The sequence below is a fragment of the Marinimicrobium sp. ARAG 43.8 genome (genome assembly GCF_050113635.1).
GTDB lineage: Bacteria > Pseudomonadota > Gammaproteobacteria > Pseudomonadales > Cellvibrionaceae > Marinimicrobium.
This window is the reverse complement of the sequence record NZ_JBNJLT010000009.1, coordinates 1-15,845: the sequence shown is the minus strand read 5'-3', so window position 1 is coordinate 15,845 and position 15,845 is coordinate 1. Positions and strand designations below refer to the sequence as shown.

Here is a 15,845-nt window from a genome sequence, read left to right as displayed (position 1 = left end):
GAGTGGTTCTCAAGACGGATGGCGCATTTCCGAACTCCTATGACACAGAGGTTAGCATTGCCCCTATCAGGTTTTTATTAATTTATTGTGACAATTGAAGAAAAATTCAAAAAAAAAGCCGCCCCTGAGGGCGGCAAGAAGCTGTGAAAAGGTGTCAGCGCCCGTTAAAAGCGGTATTGCACACTCAAGCTCAATTCCTGACCACGCTCCTGGTGATAGACCTCGATATCCTGAGAGGAGCCATCCGAACGCGTATTGGTACGCTCCAAAGTGAGGTTCTCGTCAAGCAGGTTTTTGACTTTGAACTTCACGGTGAAGTGGTCATCGGGATAGAAAGAGTAGGTAAAATCCAATGAATGGAAAGGCTGCTCGTAACTATCGGGTGCCCCATTTCGCCCGGCGAAGAACAACCGCTCGCTAAAGGAGTTGTAGGAAAGCGTCGCCGAGTGCATGCTGTCGGGTGAATCAAATCCCAGGATCAGGTTACTCACCACATCGGAGGCACCCTGCATCGGCCGCACCGGGTTGGTGGGGGCATCAGCATTGTTCCCCGCCACCAGCTCCTGATCCATAAAGGTGAAGTTCCCTTGCACAAAGAACGGGTCCAGCATGGGCGACAAGCTGCCCAACTGTTTCAGGAACTCCACTTCCAGGCCATACAGCTCGGCACTGTCACCATTATGAATTTCCGCCCGAATATTGTCGTCGGTCGCGGCTCCCTCAAACATCTCGATCGGGTTCACGATGTCCTTGTAAAATAAAGACAGCGTAAAGTTATCGCCTCCCGAGAAGAACCACTCGGCGCGCAGATCGTAGTTATCGATCTGTGACGGCACCACATTCGGGTTACCATTTACGACAATATCGGTGATCGGATCGAAGTAGCTGGCGCTGGAAATTTCCCGCAGGTCCGGGCGCACGGTGGTCTCACCAAAACTGGCACGCAATTGGAAGTCTTCCGCCCAGAAGTCCTGCAGCATCCAGGTCAGCGCGACGGAGTTAAAGACTTCGTCATCGGCGTAGGTCACATTCTGGAAATAATCTGCGATAACTTCCGGGTTGGTGCTGTCCATGCCGGGGAACTGGCTGCCGTCATACTTCACCGGCTCCCACGGCAAATTGACCTGCTGGTAATCTTCCCATCGACTTCCCACCACCAGGCGCCAGGTATAATCCCAGGTCACATCCAACTGACCAAAGGCCGCATTGACCTTATTTGCCGCAATATAGCTGTTGGCGTTGTCCTGGCTGTTGGTAACTTGGAAACCGTTATCCGGATTCAGAATGTTTTCATTGGCAAGGATATCGCTCAGTTCCTGGGTGAAGAGCGGGTCGCTGTTCCCCAGGGAAGTACTGCCAAGGTAAAACTCGTACTGGCGATAGGCCCGGGATTTTTGCCAGTAGTCCATACCACCAGTGAGTTTGATATCCCAGCTGTCAGTAGTAATGGGCATGGTCACCGAAAAGCCATTGCTGTCGACGTTATCCTGGAGATCAGAAAAACGATAGCTGACCGCCCTGGAGTTGGCCCCATCGAACGAGCTGGACAGCACTTCACCGGTATTCGGGTCCGTGGTCGTACTGCCCAGCGCATTAACTTCATTGGGCAAGTCCGTGGTGGCTTCACTCTCCGAGATATACCAGTTAAACGTCAGGCCTCGCAGAAAGCCCAGCGTGTCCTCCAGCCCCAGGGTATCCAGAGTTTCCCAGCCCAGTTCGTGCTCACCGTGGATCTGGTGAACTTCCATTTCACGCTCTTCGTAGCGCAGCTCTGTAGCGCGGAATCCGCGACCATCACTCAGGAACCGGTTTGCATTGAAATAATTCCGCACGGAGACTTCATCATCGGTGTTCCTCAGCCACAAACTGGTGGTTTCAATGGTGTTCTCCGAGTTGAGGCGCAGACCGAAACTGAGGTTGCCGGTAATATCTACGGAATAGATGGTTTCGTCTTCAAACGTTACCTGTTCCTGGGGATTCAAAAAGGCTCTCTGGATCACATCCCGATTACGCCAGCCACTATCGTAGGCCGCACCCGCCAGAAAGCCCAGCTCCATGCCGTTGGACAGTTCAAAGTTGTTCCCCAGGTTGATTTCGGCCTTGATGTCCGGGTCACCCGATGTTTCACGGGGGGAAATGTCCCGGTTCAGCGTCGAGGCCAGCTCACGGTTCGCCGCCCGGGCATCAGACAAGGAGGCAAAGTCACCCAGGCGATGCATATTGGCGGCATTGAGGTTACCCCGGTAATTATCCAGCGCACCGTTCAGCTCAGCCGACAAGGCACGAGTGCCATCATCGCTGCCCCAGCGATCATCACCGCCGCCGGAATAGGTGAGAAAGTCGGACGATGCCGTATTGGTACCCGTCCCAAGCTCCAGGGAAAACAGCAGCTCATCGGGAATCCCCGTAGTGCGAATATCCACGCTGCCCCCGCCAAACGCCGCAGGCTTGTCCGCCGATGGCACTTTTTGAATCGCCAGCGAATCCACAATGGAGGTGGGAATGATGTCCAGCGGCAGCACGTTGCGTGACAAATCCGGCGAGGGCACCATGGCACCGTTCAACGTGGTGCTTGAGTACCGCTCACCCAGCCCTCGGACAAACACAAACTTGTCGTCCACCAGTGTTACACCGGGGACACGAGTGAGCGCCAGCGCCACGGTGGAATCCCCGATACGACTGATTTGGTCAGCCCCAAGCAGATCCGTAGCGACCGCAGCCTCCTGGCGTTCCACGGCCAGGCTTTCCGCTCCGCTCATCAAACGCCCCCCCGTCACCAGCAGCTCTTCCATAACGGGCGGTGCCACCACCGGCGGCTCGCTTTCATCGTTATCCTGCGCCTGCACAGAAGCGCTAACCAGTACGCTGAGCAAACTGACGCTGAATCCTGCCAGAGCACTGCGATGAGAAAAATATTTGCTGTTCATATGAACGGCCCTATCAATTAGGCTTTAACACAATTAGGCTTTAACAATTCCGTCAGAAAAAAGGGCGCCTGGCGGCGCCCTTTTCATTACGGCAATCGAAGAGTATTTCGATTGGGATGGTCAGGGCCTGTGCTTACTCAAACCACAGCGGTTGACCGCGATTGTCCTGATGCAGACCGTAAGTCCAGCCAGCAGTCCAATCATCATCAGCCGTCACCGCACCGACAAAGCCGCGACTCTCGGTCGGAGTAATCGTGGGCGCACCCCCATTGATTTGCACATCACCGATTGGCAGAGAGTAGAAGCCGTTCAGGATCTGCAGGCCGGGATTGCCTGCCATGGTGGGATCTTCTCCAGCGGCATCAGTCTGAACCACATCGTTGCTAGCTTGCAGGAATTGCAGCTGGGTTTGTCCGCCCGGCAGGTCATTACCGGTTGTCAGGTCATGACAGGCAATCAGAGATTGCTCAATCACCAGGTCGCCATCTTCCGCCGCCTGCAGTCCTTCGTCCGAGTCAATTCGGACACAATAGTTATCCTCGCTGCTGTCGGCCATATACGCCGTAGTGAGGATCGAGTTCTGAATAACAGGGAAATGTGCCTCGCGAATACGCCAGCCGTGGCCAGCTGCGTGCGTTCCCAGCTCGTTCGGCGATACGATACAGGTCAGGTTTTTAACCGTGGCACGAGAGTTCAGACCGCGGCTGATGAAATCAGCAATCGTCGCTTGATCAAGGTCGTCCCAGCTACCGATACCGTCGGACTCGATGCAGTGGTCACCATTGTCTTCGCCCTGGATAACCAACGCATAATCAATCGTTCCCGAGTAAGCCTCGTCGATATCGATGGTATCGTCCTGGGCATACAGTCCGACAAAGTGGCTGACGTTGACAGCACCGCCAAAGAACTCAATACCATCATCATAGGTTGAGTACACTTGCAGGTAGTCCACCTCTGTGCCACGACCTACAGCGTTAAACGAAATGCCGTTCAGCTCATTATCCGGAGCCACTTGCGCACCGGAATGCTTCAGCACGAAGTAGTTCAGAACACCGGAATTATCATCATTGTTATCACCACCGTAGAAAGTCTGACCGGCACCGGCCTTACCTTCCGCCGCAATATGACAGTCGGAAGTCGCGAGGTCGCCACCGTCAACAGAGCCGGTATACCCACACTTGTTGGTCACACCGAAACCGTTGATGATCATACCGCCCCACTCCTGAACATCTTCGGCACCCACAGCACCATCGATATCAGAGGTGGAGGTTACCGTCACGGGTGCGGTTGCAGAACCTTCGGCGAATACCTGAGAGCCGCGGTTGATAACGAAGTAGTCGTCGTTGGAACGGAACGCCAGGATAGTGCCAGCTTCCAGTCGCAGCACCGAACCGTCCCCGCCCTGGGTGATGCCGGCCTCCGCCATATCGGCGTCGTTGTCATAATTACGACCAATCATCAGGCTGTCGTTAAAGATATGCGCGCCGTCGTTGGGCAGATCGGCAAACACCAGCTCTTCATCACCCGTATAGGGGTTGCTCAGGCTGACGAAGTCGGAACCATAGGTACAATGCTGCCCATCGTAAGTGCCCTGGTAATCCGTGCCTTCTTCGCTATAGGCCGCACAGGGGTTGTTATCGCCATTGCCGCCGCCATTACCACCGCCGCCTGAGTTATTGCTGCCATCGCCCACCGAGTTATCAGTATTGGATTGGTTGCGGGCGTCGATCTCAATATCGCCACCACCACAGGCGGCCAGTACCGCCGTTAGAGCTGTTACGCTCACCAGATTCAAGATTTTCATAAACAGAGCACTCCCAAGTGTGGATCGCTTTTTTGGAAAAACGGTTGAGGCCGAAGCCACCGGAGGCTTTCCCGCCTCACGGGCACCGGCATGAGAAACGTCCTGCTTCTCTCTCGTGGCGCCTATGTTCAACAAGATTTGTGAACCTTAAGCGTCATTTTTATGAAGGTTTTATGACGGACCGGAAGACCTGTTGATCGTCGGCGGTTGGAAGGGGAGTCGAGGCGAGCGGACACTGACTTTCAGGTAGGGAGACGAGGAGGGAAGCGCAGCGGTTAGCGTCAATCATTTGACCATGGCGTTACGCACCAAATACAGGCAAAATGGTGCCCACAACTATTACTCCACAATGCCAGACGCGATGATTCACCTCGATAATATCCATAAATACTACGGCAGTGCCCAGCAGCGGTTGCATGTTCTCAAAGGTATAGACCTGCATATCCGCGCCGGGGAACTGGTATCCATCATGGGGTCCTCCGGTTCTGGCAAATCCACCCTGCTGAACATTCTCGGCTTGCTGGACCGCTACGACGAAGGTCACTATCGCCTGGCGGATCAGCCCATGGAACGGCTGAGCGAGCGGCGGGCCGCCCAGTTCCGCAACCAGCTGATTGGTTTTGTGTTCCAGTCTTTCAACCTTCTGCCCTTCAAAAATGCCCTGGAAAACGTGGCGTTGCCTCTGTACTACCAAGGCGTGGGTCGCAAGGCGAGGAATGAGCAGGCTCGGCACTATCTCGAGCGAGTCGGCTTGGCCGACCGTGCTCATCACATGCCGAACGAACTGTCCGGTGGCCAGAAGCAGCGCGTTGCTATCGCTCGGGCCCTGGTCACGCAACCGAAGGTCATTCTGGCCGATGAGCCCACCGGCGCCCTCGATAGCGTTACCACCCACGAGGTCATGGAACTGCTGCATTCCGTGCATCGCCAGGGAAACACCCTGATCATCGTGACGCACGAGCCGGAAATCGCCGCGCAAACCCAGCGCCGCATCGTGCTCCGCGATGGTCGCATTATCGCGGACCCGGCCGCCGAGCCGGCCTGAGATGATAGACGCCTTCCAGGAAATCCTGTTCACGATGCGGCGTAACAAGTTACGCACCGCCCTCACCGCCTTTGGGGTTTTCTGGGGGATTTTCATGCTGGTCTTGCTGCTCGGTGCAGGTCGCGGCATGCAGCATGGCGCCGAGCGGAGCTTTATCCACGATCTGACGGACACCATCTGGGTTCACGCGGGCAAAACCGCCATCCCCTACCGCGGCCTGGGACCAGACCGGCAAATTGTGTTGACAGAAAGCGATATGAGGGCCATTCGCCAGCAAATTCCCGGTGTGGGCGTGCTCTCCAGCGAAACACCGCTGGGCGCCTTCCGGCAGGCGAGCGCAGAAATCACCTTTGGCGATCGCGCGGCAAATTTCGATGTGCTGGGCGTAGCCGACGAGTATTTCCAGATTAAAGGCAATATCGATTTCCCCGATGGCCGCAAACTGCATGAGCTCGACGAAGAGGAGCGACGCAAGGTGGCCGCCATCGGCACGACGGTGCGCGACGCGCTGTTTCCCATGGGAGTGCCCGCCCTCGGGAAAGACATTCGCATCAACCGCATTACGTTTACCGTGGTCGGCGTCTTCTACGATGGCGGGCGGGAAGGCCGTATGTCCGAGCGTATCTATTTACCCCGCAGCGCGTTCGGGGCCACCTTTGGCGGCGGGGAACGCGTCAGTACCATCGCTTTGCGTCCGGCACCCGGCGAAGATGGCTACGCGCTGGAGGAACGTGTAAAAGAGCTGCTGCAGCGCCGCCACCAGGTGTCTCCCAATGACCGGCAAGCCATTCGCATCAACAACCTAGCGCGACAGGCCGAGGGCCTGAATCAGGTATTCACCGGGCTGAACGCTTTTTTATGGTTTGTCGGCCTGGGGACGCTCACGGCCGGCATTGTCGGCGTCAGCAACATCATGATTATTACGGTGAAGGAGCGTACTCGCGAAATCGGTGTGCGCAAGGCGCTGGGTGCCCGCCCCATCGGAATCGTCAGCGGTTTGCTGCTGGAGTCAGTGCTGATCACCGGCCTGGCCGGCTACGCGGGCCTGGTGCTGGGCGTGGGCCTGCTGGAGCTGGTGAGCTATGTGCTGCGTACGCTCAACCTGCAAATGACGTTCTTCGCGCAGCCAGAGGTGGACTTTCAGTTGGCGTTAACAGCGCTTGCGCTGCTGATTGGCGTAGGGACGCTCGCGGGACTGGCTCCTGCCCTGAAAGCCGCCGCCATCTCTCCGGTGGAGGCGATGCGCGCTGAATAGCGGGCGATGACGATTATGTTTGATTGGGAAAAATGGCAGGAGATCGCAGCGACGCTCAAGCAGCATAAATTACGCACCATACTGACAGCGTTCGGGGTGTTTTGGGGTATTTTCATGCTGGTAATTCTGCTCGGTGCCGGGCGCGGACTGGAAAATGGGATGACCTCCAATTTTGGTGAAGTGACCAATTCCATTTTCTTATGGTCAGCCCGACCAACCCAGATCCCCTATGCCGGGCTTTCCAAAGGACGGCAAATCACCCTCAAACCCATTGATGCCGAACTGGTTCGAGCGAGGCTTTCTGACGAGGTCGCGTTCGTAGCCGGGTTCAACCGGCTGGGCGGCTGGGGGAATGAGCAATATATTTCCAGGGGCAGCAGCAGCGGCACCTTTACGGTTCGGGGCTCACACCCAGGCACCCAACACCTGCACTCACTCAATGTGTCCGGTCGTTTCATCAATCAGAACGATCACGAGCAGAAGCGTAAAATCGCCATTATTGGCCACGGGGTGCAAGAGGTGCTTTTCGCGCCCTGGGAAAACCCCATCGGCCAGAATATTGATATCCACGGCGTCAACTTTCTGGTCGTGGGCACGTTTACATCCATGCTCACCGGCGACAATGCGGCCAATGAGGAACTCTCCATTTTCATTCCCAACCGGACTCTGCGCTATGCCTTCAATCAGGTGGGCTGGGTGGGCAGCCTGACGATTGTCCCCAAACCGGGGCACCACGCTGAGGCGGTGGAGAACAAAGTTCGAGCGTTACTGCAAAGCTACCACCAGGTGCACCCGGACGACCGGGCGGTATTTGGCAGTTGGAACATGCAATCCTTTTTTGACCGTATCCAGGGGCTGTTTATTGGTATTCGCGTATTCAGTTGGCTGGTGGCGATTGGCACCATTCTGGCGGGTGCCATCGGTGTCGGCAATATCATGCTGATCGTCGTGCGCGAGCGAACACGAGAGATCGGTCTGCGCAAAGCACTGGGAGCAACGCCCGCGTCAATAACCGGAATGATCGTGCTGGAAGCTCTGGTCATCACGGCACTGGCGGGCTACCTCGGGCTGGTCGCTGGCGTCGCCTTACTGGAGGCCATCAGTAACCTGTTGCCGGGGAATGGCACCTTCCGTCACCCCGAAATTGATTTCGGCACAGCGATGATTGCCATCGCGGTGTTAATTCTGTCGGGCCTGCTGGCGGCGTGGCTGCCCGCCAAAAAAGCGGCCGGGGTCGATCCAATTATTGCTCTACAAGATGAATAACCGGCCGCCGCCAACGGCGGATAACACAAGATACTGATAACACAAAATACTATGGCCGGCTTACTTTAGGTCGTAAGGAGATTCCATGAAAAAACTGCTGTCGTTCGGCATTCTGATCCTGGTTCTGGCGCTGTTTGTCGGCACCACCTGGTTTTTGTACCAGAAGTCTCAGGAAAGCCCCGTGGTATTTAGCACAGACACGCCGCTCAGAACCGATATTACTCAGAAAACGGTAGCCATCGGCACCATCGTTCCACGCCGGGAAGTCAATGTAAAATCCCAGGTGCCGGGCGTCGTGGAGGAGCTGTACCTTGAGGGCGGAGAGCAAGTCAGTGAAGGTGACCTGATCGCGCTGATCCGCCTGATCCCGAATATGGAACACTTGAACCAAGCGCAGTCGCAATTGGAAAGTGCCCGGCTGAACCTGCTCAATGCCGAGCGGGAGCTGGCCCGGCAGCGCAGCCTGTTCGAACGTAAACTGATTTCAGAGTCTGATTTCAACCAGTTCATGTTGACCTACAACCTGCAAAAGGAAGCCGTGCGCTCCGCCGAGAACAATGTCTCACTGATTACCGAAGGCTCCACGACCACCGCCGACCAGACCTCCAACCGTGTGCGTGCCACCTCCTCGGGCATGGTGCTGGACGTGCCGGTCAAGGAAGGGGTGTTCGTCATCGAGTCCAACACCTTCAACGAAGGCACCACCATCGCCATTATTGCTGACATGACCGACCTGATTTTCGAAGGTAAAGTCGACGAATCTGAAGTCGGCAAATTGCGGGAGGGAATGGACCTGATACTGAACATTGGTGCACTCGATAGCGAGACCTTCCCCGCTACGCTGGAGTACATATCGCCCAAAGGGATTGAAGAGCAAGGCACCATTAACTTTGAGATTCGCGCCGCCATCACTCTCGAAAAGGGAGATTTCCTGCGGGCCGGTTACAGCGCAAACGCCGACATTATTTTGAATCAGCGCGAAGATGTTCTGGCGATCAACGAGGGAAACCTGTTATTTGAAGAAGATGGCACCTATGTGGAAGTGGAAACCGGTCCACAGCAGTTCGAAAAGCGCAAAGTGGTCACAGGCGTTTCCGATGGTATTAATATTGAGATTGTTGAGGGCCTGACCGAAGACGAAACGCTCAAAAAGCAATAGGCGTCTGATGCCAGGGTGCTGCTGAGGGGGAGGTGGGGCGGTTGAAGACTCTTGGAGGCATGGATGCCGACATGAAGCCTACATGGATGTATTCACGGCGGGTCTTCAACCGCCCCACCTCCCCCTCAGCGGCACCCTGCCCCCATCGCCGACATTCTTGACAGTCTCCCCCGGCCTGCTAGGATGCGTTTCCGAAATGAATTACAGAGCCAGACCACTCATGCTGCCTTTTCATCAGGTCGTCGCCGACGACTTCGAAGCCGTTAACCGGCGCATTCTCGAACAGCTGTACTCCGACGTCGAACTGGTCGAAAACATCGGACATTATCTGATCGACGCTGGCGGCAAGCGACTTCGACCATTGATGGTTCTGCTCACTTGCCGCGCCCTCAATTATAAAGGCCGGGACCACCTGGACTTGGCCGCCATCATTGAATTTATCCACACCGCCACGCTGCTCCACGACGATGTCGTTGACACTTCCGAGCGGCGCCGGGGCCGCCTTACGGCCAATGCGCAATGGGGCAACGCCCCGGCTGTATTGGTAGGCGACTTTCTTTACTCCCGTGCATTTCAGATGATGGTGGCCATTGGCCGCATGGATATCATGTCGGTGCTGTCAGAGACCACGAACCGGATTGCCGAAGGAGAGGTACAACAACTGGCCAATGCCAAGGACCCCGCCGTCACCGAGGCCGATTACTATTCGGTCATTGAAAAGAAAACCGCCATTTTATTTGCCTCAGCCTGTGAAGTGGCGGCACTGCTCAGCGATGCCAGCGATGCGCAACGCGAGGCATTGCGAGATTATGGACACCATGTCGGGACGGCGTTCCAACTGGTAGACGACGCGCTGGACTATAGAGGTGACGCCGAGGCACTTGGCAAGAACGTTGGCGATGATCTCGCCGAGGGCAAGCCCACTTTGCCGCTGATTCACGCCATGCAGCATGGCACCTCCGCACAATCCGAGTTGATCGCCACCGCCATCCGTGCCGGTGATGCCAATCGATTGGAAGAGATTCTGTCCATCGTCGAAACCACTGGCGCTTTGGACTACACCCTTCAGGCCGCACGCGCTCAGGTCAGCAAAGCCCGGGAGCGGCTTTCCTTGCTCCCGGAGAACGCTTACACCCGGGCAATGGCAGACGTGGCCGACTTTGCCCTCGCTCGCACTCATTGAGGCTGATAACAGCCCCTAGACAACCGCCCCACAGACGGTAGAATGGCGACCTTTGCCGTTTCGTCGGCCCGGAAAGCGGGCACGCGACGGGACTGACTCAGACCGCAACAGAGCCCAGATTATGAACGCCTTTGTCCAGAAGAACGCCTATAGCCGTGAAGAACTGCTCGAATGTGGCCACGGCCGTATGTTTGGCCCCGGCAACGCCCAGCTGCCCGTGCCCAATATGCTGATGCTGGACCGCATTGCCCATATCGGCGAAAACGGCGGCGAATACAACAAAGGCGAAATCGTCGCCGAACTGGATATCGCTCCGGACTTGTGGTTCTTTGAGTGCCACTTCCCGGGTGACCCGGTTATGCCCGGCTGCCTGGGACTGGATGCCATGTGGCAACTGGTCGGCTTTTACCTCGGCTGGCGGGGCAATCCCGGGCGTGGTCGAGCCCTGGGGTGTGGCGAAGTGAAATTTACGGGCCAGATTCTGCCAACAGCCAAGAAAGTGACCTACCACATCAGCCTGAAGCGGGTCATCGAACGCAAGTTGATTATGGGCATCGCCGATGGCCGCGTCGCCGTGGATGGCAAAGACATCTACTTTGCCAACGACTTGCGCGTCGGGCTGTTCCAGAACACCGATTCCTTTTAATTAAAGCGGTGTCCCAACCATGCCACTGGCGTTAAACTTTGCCCCCCAGAACCGGTCCAAGACCGGCACTTGGGGCCAGGTTGTGTGGCATAATGGCGCTCACAGCTTCCGCTACAAACAGAGATAAGAGGTAGCCTATGAAACGCGTTGTAGTTACCGGCATGGGCATTGTGTCGTGCTTAGGTAATGAAATCGCCACCGTTCTAGAGGCATTGCGCGCGGGACGTTCGGGGATCACTTTTCAGGACAGTTACGCCGAGCGCGGCTTCCGCAGCCAGGTGGCTGGGTCCGTCAATATTGACCTGAAAGAGCGTATTGACCGCAAGATTCTACGTTTCATGGGCGATGCCGCCGCTTTCGCTTACCTTTCCATGGAGCAGGCAATTGCCGATTCCGGCCTGAAAGAGTCACAGGTATCCAACGAGCGCACGGGCATTATCATGGGCTCCGGTGGCGCTTCTTCCAAAAACCTAGTGGAGGCTGCGGATGTCTTGCGTGAAAAGGGCCTGAAGCGGGTCGGACCTTACCGAGTCACCCAAACCATGGGCAGCACGACCTCTGCCTGTCTGGCCACTCCGTTCAAGATCAAAGGACTCAACTACTCCATCTCCTCGGCCTGCGCCACCAGTGCTCACTGCATCGGCAGCGCCATGGAGCAGATCCAGCTCGGTAAACAGGATGTGGTATTTGCCGGTGGCGGCGAGGAAGAACACTGGACGCTGACCAGCCTGTTTGACGCGATGGGCGCTCTGTCCACGCAGTACAACGACACACCAGAGAAAGCCTCCCGGGCTTACGATGCCCATCGAGACGGCTTTGTGATAGCCGGCGGCGGTGGCTGCCTGGTACTGGAAGAGTATGAACACGCCAAGGCGCGCGGCGCCAAAATCTACGCCGAACTGGTTGGCTATGGTGCCAACTCCGATGGGTACGACATGGTGGCCCCCTCCGGCGAAGGCGCTATTCGCTGCATGCAGCAAGCGCTGGCCACCACGCACGGCCCCATCGATTACATCAACTCGCACGGCACCAGCACACCCGTTGGGGATCTGGCCGAGCTGAAAGCGATCCGGGCAACCTTTCGGGACAACGTGCCGACCATCAGCTCCACCAAGTCTCTAACAGGACACTCGCTAGGGGCGACCGGCGTTCAGGAAGCGATCTACAGCCTCCTGATGATGCAGCACAACTTCATTTGTGCCTCGGCCAATATCGAAGCGCTCGATTCCGAAGCAGAGGGGCTGCCCATTGCGATTGAGCGGCAGGATAACGTCACGCTAAACCGGATTCTCTCCAACAGCTTCGGATTTGGCGGCACCAACGCCTGCCTCGTGTTCCAGCGTCTGGAAGACTGAAACTCAATCGGCCGCTGGCCGCCACAGAGGCAGAGGGGGCGAGAGCCTTTTCAAGCGCCGCTCTCTTTAACTCACTAGAGCGATTCACTGGACCGATGGTGCAGCCACTGGCGCACCATCGGGACCAGATACGGCTCCCACGAACGAGCCTGAACCCCAAATCCATCTCGCAGCTTCCGAATACCCAATACCGCACTCACGGGTTCATCCTGAGAGAGGCAATCTGTGGACTCCAACCTCGCCTGCGGCGGCCAGGCATCCAATTGCTCCAGGACCTCCAGCACTCGCTCTGCAAACGCCTGCTCCGTGCAGGCATCGCGACTGGCATAGTGCATGACTCCCCAGTTGTCCGCCCCGCAATCGATTTGGCGTATGACGCCCACCACGACACGAGCCACGTCGGAGAGCGCCGTGGGACAACCTTTCAGCCTCGCATTCACGGATACCGTATCGCTGGAGAACAAGCCCTCCAGCAAACGGGTAAGGCGATTATTGCCATGGCTGTCGATCACCCAGCTTAACCGCAATGTCACGTATTGCTTCAGTCGTTCCGCTACCACCTGCTCTGCATCAAACCAGGCCTGTCCGGCCTCGCTCTGGGGAGCTGGCACATCTTTCTCCGAATGACTGCTCTTGGTATTGCCACCAAAAACCCGGTAGCTGGAGAGCTGGATCATCGGCAGCGCTCTTTCATGGCAGACTTCTGCCAGCAGGCGAGCCGCATCGCGAATCAAGCGACATTGCGCTGTATCCGGGTTATCCGCCCAGCCGAGCGTGTTGATCACCAACCCTGGAGACTGATGATCAAAATACGCGCGAACCTCTCCGGGGTCAGTCCAGGTCAGTTGCGCCGAGCGAGGCAAAATGAGCCCAAAGGGCTCCCGCTCCAGTTCGTGCTCCAGAGCTTGCCCCAAGGCGTGAGAGGAATCAGTTAACAGCAGCTTCAAACCGGGTTATGCACCTTTCGATGAATGGGCTAGCGATGAAGAGGCTAGAAGGGAATATCGTCATCGAAACTATCGAAGCCACCCGCTGGCTGTTGGCCACCGCGAGGCGCATTACTTTGTCCACCCTGACCACCGCCTTGCGGCGCGTTCTGCCCACCACCAAAGTTGCCACCCTGAGGAGCACTACCTTGGGGGGAAGAGTAATCATCTGACGAACCCGACTGGTTGCCATAACCGCCACCAAAACCGCCGCTTTCACCGCCGCGGCTGTCGAGCATTTGCATCTCGTTGCCTACGATCTCCGTGGTATAGCGATCCTGACCATCCTGCCCCTGCCATTTGCGGGTGCGCAGCGATCCTTCCACATAAACCTTACTGCCTTTTTTCAAATATTCCCCGGCGATTTCCGCCAGGCGATTGAAAAACACCACCCGGTGCCACTCCGTGCGCTCCTGGGGCTGACCGGTTTGACGATCTTTCCACTGCTCACTGGTCGCCAGATTGACGTTGGTGACGGCTCCCCCCGAGGGCATATAGCGGGTTTCGGGGTCGGCCCCCAGATTCCCGATCAGGATGACTTTGTTGATTCCGCGAGCCATTTTGGCCTCCTAGCATTAAAACGTGTTAAATGGCCGTCAGCATACACCAGCGGCCTGAGACTGTCAGCGGGGGAATACACACTGCTCCGCAATGGCGGTCAATTGCTTGCGATCCACCCGTTGGGAGTCCACTTTCAGGTAGGCAGTGCCCTCGCTTTCCACCACGACCACCTCTTCTACACCCGGCACCTGATAAAGCCGCTCGCTGAACTCCTCACTCACACGCCCCTGCAACGGCATCAACAGGCTGGCCAGATACCGGGGTGGACGCATACCGGCGGCGACCAGCCACCAGAGCATCACTAGCCCGAGGGAGACCCCAGCCACCAACGCCGGCCCACCGCTTTGCAGCAACCAGCCACCGAGGGAACCACCAGCGAAGGCGCCGAAGAACTGACAACTGGAATAAATGCTGGTCGCCGTTCCCTTAGCCCCGGCCGGGGCCGTTTTACTCACCAGCGATGGAAGGCTGGCCTCCAGTAAGTTGAACGCCATAAAGAAGAGAAACAGCGTCGCCAGTACCCACACCACGGAGTGAGCCCAAAGCTGCGCCAAAAGCGACACGCCCAGCAACCCGACAGCCAGCAGAAACACTGGCTTCATTTGCCGCCGCTTTTCACCGATGATGATGAACGGCAACATCGCAATAAATGCCCCTGCCAGCAGCGGCAAATACACAAACCAGTGATGGTCGCGAGTCACTCCGAGATCCCCCTCCAAGCGCCCGGGCATGACCAGAAACAGCGCCATGAGTACAAAATGCAGAACAAAAATGCCAAGATTCAAACGCAGTAACTCGCGATCACGCAGAACGTCACGAATCAGCTCGGGTACGGCGCCCACTTCGCGGCGACGCCGTGGCGGGCGCTTGACGCTCGGCACCAGCTTCCACAGCACCCAGAGCCCAACCAACCCCAACAGGGCGGTCAACCAGAAAATCGCCGCCAAGCCACCCCAGGAGGCCAGCAACGGCCCGATCACCAGCGCCAGAGAAAAGGAAAGACCGATAGCCCCACCAATGGTAGCCATGGCCTTGGTCCGGTTTTCCTCAGAGGTCAAATCGGCCAGCAGCGCCATCACGGCACCAGCTATGGCACCACCACCTTGCAACAGACGCCCCAGTATCAGTTCGTACACCGAGTCGGCCTGTGCCGCCAGCACGCTGCCGATAGTAAACACCAACAAACCCGCGGCGATTACCGGCTTGCGACCAATGCGATCGGAGAGAACGCCAAAGGGAATTTGCAGGATCGCCTGACTGAAACCGTAGGCTCCCAGTGCGAGGCCGAGCAGCAGGGGGCTGGCTCCGCTGTAACTGTCGCCGTAAAGCGTCAGAACGGGCAACACCATGAACAGGCCGAGCATACGAAAGGCGTACAGCATGGCCAGGGAGGCCACGGTGCGGCGCTCGAAGGGGGCCTGGGCGATGGACAAGGCAAGCTCCTGATGCGTAGGGAAAGTGGGAGGCGGATTCTAACATATAGAACGATTACCGCTTTCTTCCCATGAAACTTCGTCTTTCTCCACCACCTCCGCCTTGTGACCCAGTGTGAATTCGGGAGACCCGCCGTAAATACATCCCTGTAGGCTTCATGTCGGCATCCATGCCTCCAAGAGCCCCCAAAGGGCATACACCACCAGAGATCGGAAGAGCGTCGT

General features: G+C 57.0%; 12 protein-coding genes. 7 read left to right on the top strand and 5 right to left on the bottom strand.

The features are described from left to right. Window positions 1–164: 164 nt before the first annotated feature. Together ACQCLF_RS14710 and ACQCLF_RS14705 are read right to left on the bottom strand one after the other, a co-directional pair. Window positions 165–2,927 (bottom strand): TonB-dependent receptor domain-containing protein, encoded by a 2,763-nt coding sequence (locus ACQCLF_RS14710; RefSeq protein ID WP_426988609.1) that lies wholly within the window; start codon window positions 2,925–2,927, stop codon window positions 165–167. Window positions 2,928–3,060: 133 nt separating this feature from the next. Beyond that, window positions 3,061–4,731 carry a serine/threonine protein kinase gene (locus tag ACQCLF_RS14705; protein WP_426988607.1) on the bottom strand — a complete coding sequence of 557 codons (1,671 nt, stop codon included), beginning with the start codon at window positions 4,729–4,731 and terminating at the stop codon, window positions 3,061–3,063. 361 nt (window positions 4,732–5,092) lie between these two features. Between ACQCLF_RS14705 and ACQCLF_RS14700 the strand changes: the two genes are divergently transcribed. From ACQCLF_RS14700 to fabB, 7 genes are all read left to right on the top strand, one after another. Further along, a complete protein-coding gene (locus tag ACQCLF_RS14700; RefSeq protein WP_426988695.1) occupies window positions 5,093–5,776 on the top strand; it encodes an ABC transporter ATP-binding protein in 684 nt (227 codons plus the stop codon). Window positions 5,777–5,810: 34 nt separating this feature from the next. Continuing rightward, a complete protein-coding gene (locus ACQCLF_RS14695; RefSeq protein ID WP_426988605.1) occupies window positions 5,811–7,031 on the top strand; it encodes an ABC transporter permease in 1,221 nt (406 codons plus the stop codon). Between the two features lie 15 nt (window positions 7,032–7,046). After that, the gene (locus tag ACQCLF_RS14690; RefSeq protein WP_426988603.1) at window positions 7,047–8,297 is read left to right on the top strand and encodes an ABC transporter permease; all 1,251 of its coding nucleotides are present in this window, start codon (window positions 7,047–7,049) and stop codon (window positions 8,295–8,297) included. An 85-nt stretch (window positions 8,298–8,382) separates the two neighbouring features. Continuing rightward, on the top strand, window positions 8,383–9,456 hold the full coding sequence (locus ACQCLF_RS14685; protein ID WP_426988601.1) for an efflux RND transporter periplasmic adaptor subunit: 1,074 nt from the start codon (window positions 8,383–8,385) through the stop codon (window positions 9,454–9,456). A 220-nt stretch (window positions 9,457–9,676) separates the two neighbouring features. After that, on the top strand, window positions 9,677–10,639 hold the full coding sequence (locus ACQCLF_RS14680) for a polyprenyl synthetase family protein (RefSeq protein ID WP_426988693.1): 963 nt from the start codon (window positions 9,677–9,679) through the stop codon (window positions 10,637–10,639). Window positions 10,640–10,760: 121 nt separating this feature from the next. Continuing rightward, the gene (fabA, locus tag ACQCLF_RS14675; RefSeq protein WP_426988599.1) at window positions 10,761–11,285 is read left to right on the top strand and encodes a 3-hydroxyacyl-[acyl-carrier-protein] dehydratase FabA; all 525 of its coding nucleotides are present in this window, start codon (window positions 10,761–10,763) and stop codon (window positions 11,283–11,285) included. 137 nt (window positions 11,286–11,422) lie between these two features. After that, entirely contained in the window at window positions 11,423–12,640 is a 1,218-nt protein-coding gene (gene fabB, locus ACQCLF_RS14670; RefSeq protein ID WP_426988597.1) for a beta-ketoacyl-ACP synthase I, read from the top strand. 74 nt (window positions 12,641–12,714) lie between these two features. Here the strand turns inward: fabB and ACQCLF_RS14665 are convergent, their stop codons facing one another. The 3 genes from ACQCLF_RS14665 to ACQCLF_RS14655 form a co-directional block, all read right to left on the bottom strand. Next, window positions 12,715–13,587 carry a sugar nucleotide-binding protein gene (locus ACQCLF_RS14665; protein WP_426988595.1) on the bottom strand — a complete coding sequence of 291 codons (873 nt, stop codon included), beginning with the start codon at window positions 13,585–13,587 and terminating at the stop codon, window positions 12,715–12,717. Window positions 13,588–13,631: 44 nt separating this feature from the next. After that, window positions 13,632–14,186, bottom strand: a complete 555-nt coding sequence (gene ssb / locus ACQCLF_RS14660; protein ID WP_426988593.1) for a single-stranded DNA-binding protein — start codon at window positions 14,184–14,186, stop codon at window positions 13,632–13,634. Window positions 14,187–14,249: 63 nt separating this feature from the next. Next, entirely contained in the window at window positions 14,250–15,620 is a 1,371-nt protein-coding gene (locus tag ACQCLF_RS14655) for an MFS transporter (RefSeq protein WP_426988591.1), read from the bottom strand. Window positions 15,621–15,845: the final 225 nt, after the last annotated feature.

Excerpts from the sequence above, each read along its gene's own strand:
- ACQCLF_RS14710 (WP_426988609.1), bottom strand. The coding sequence starts at position 2,927 with ATGAACAGCAAATATTTTTCTCATCGCAGTGCTCTGGCAGGATTCAGC.
- ACQCLF_RS14705 (WP_426988607.1), bottom strand. The coding sequence starts at position 4,731 with ATGAAAATCTTGAATCTGGTGAGCGTAACAGCTCTAACGGCGGTACTG.
- ACQCLF_RS14700 (WP_426988695.1), top strand. The coding sequence starts at position 5,093 with ATGATTCACCTCGATAATATCCATAAATACTACGGCAGTGCCCAGCAG.
- ACQCLF_RS14695 (WP_426988605.1), top strand. The coding sequence starts at position 5,811 with ATGCGGCGTAACAAGTTACGCACCGCCCTCACCGCCTTTGGGGTTTTC.
- ACQCLF_RS14690 (WP_426988603.1), top strand. The coding sequence starts at position 7,047 with ATGTTTGATTGGGAAAAATGGCAGGAGATCGCAGCGACGCTCAAGCAG.
- ACQCLF_RS14685 (WP_426988601.1), top strand. The coding sequence starts at position 8,383 with ATGAAAAAACTGCTGTCGTTCGGCATTCTGATCCTGGTTCTGGCGCTG.
- ACQCLF_RS14680 (WP_426988693.1), top strand. The coding sequence starts at position 9,677 with ATGCTGCCTTTTCATCAGGTCGTCGCCGACGACTTCGAAGCCGTTAAC.
- fabA (WP_426988599.1), top strand. The coding sequence starts at position 10,761 with ATGAACGCCTTTGTCCAGAAGAACGCCTATAGCCGTGAAGAACTGCTC.
- fabB (WP_426988597.1), top strand. The coding sequence starts at position 11,423 with ATGAAACGCGTTGTAGTTACCGGCATGGGCATTGTGTCGTGCTTAGGT.
- ssb (WP_426988593.1), bottom strand. The coding sequence starts at position 14,186 with ATGGCTCGCGGAATCAACAAAGTCATCCTGATCGGGAATCTGGGGGCC.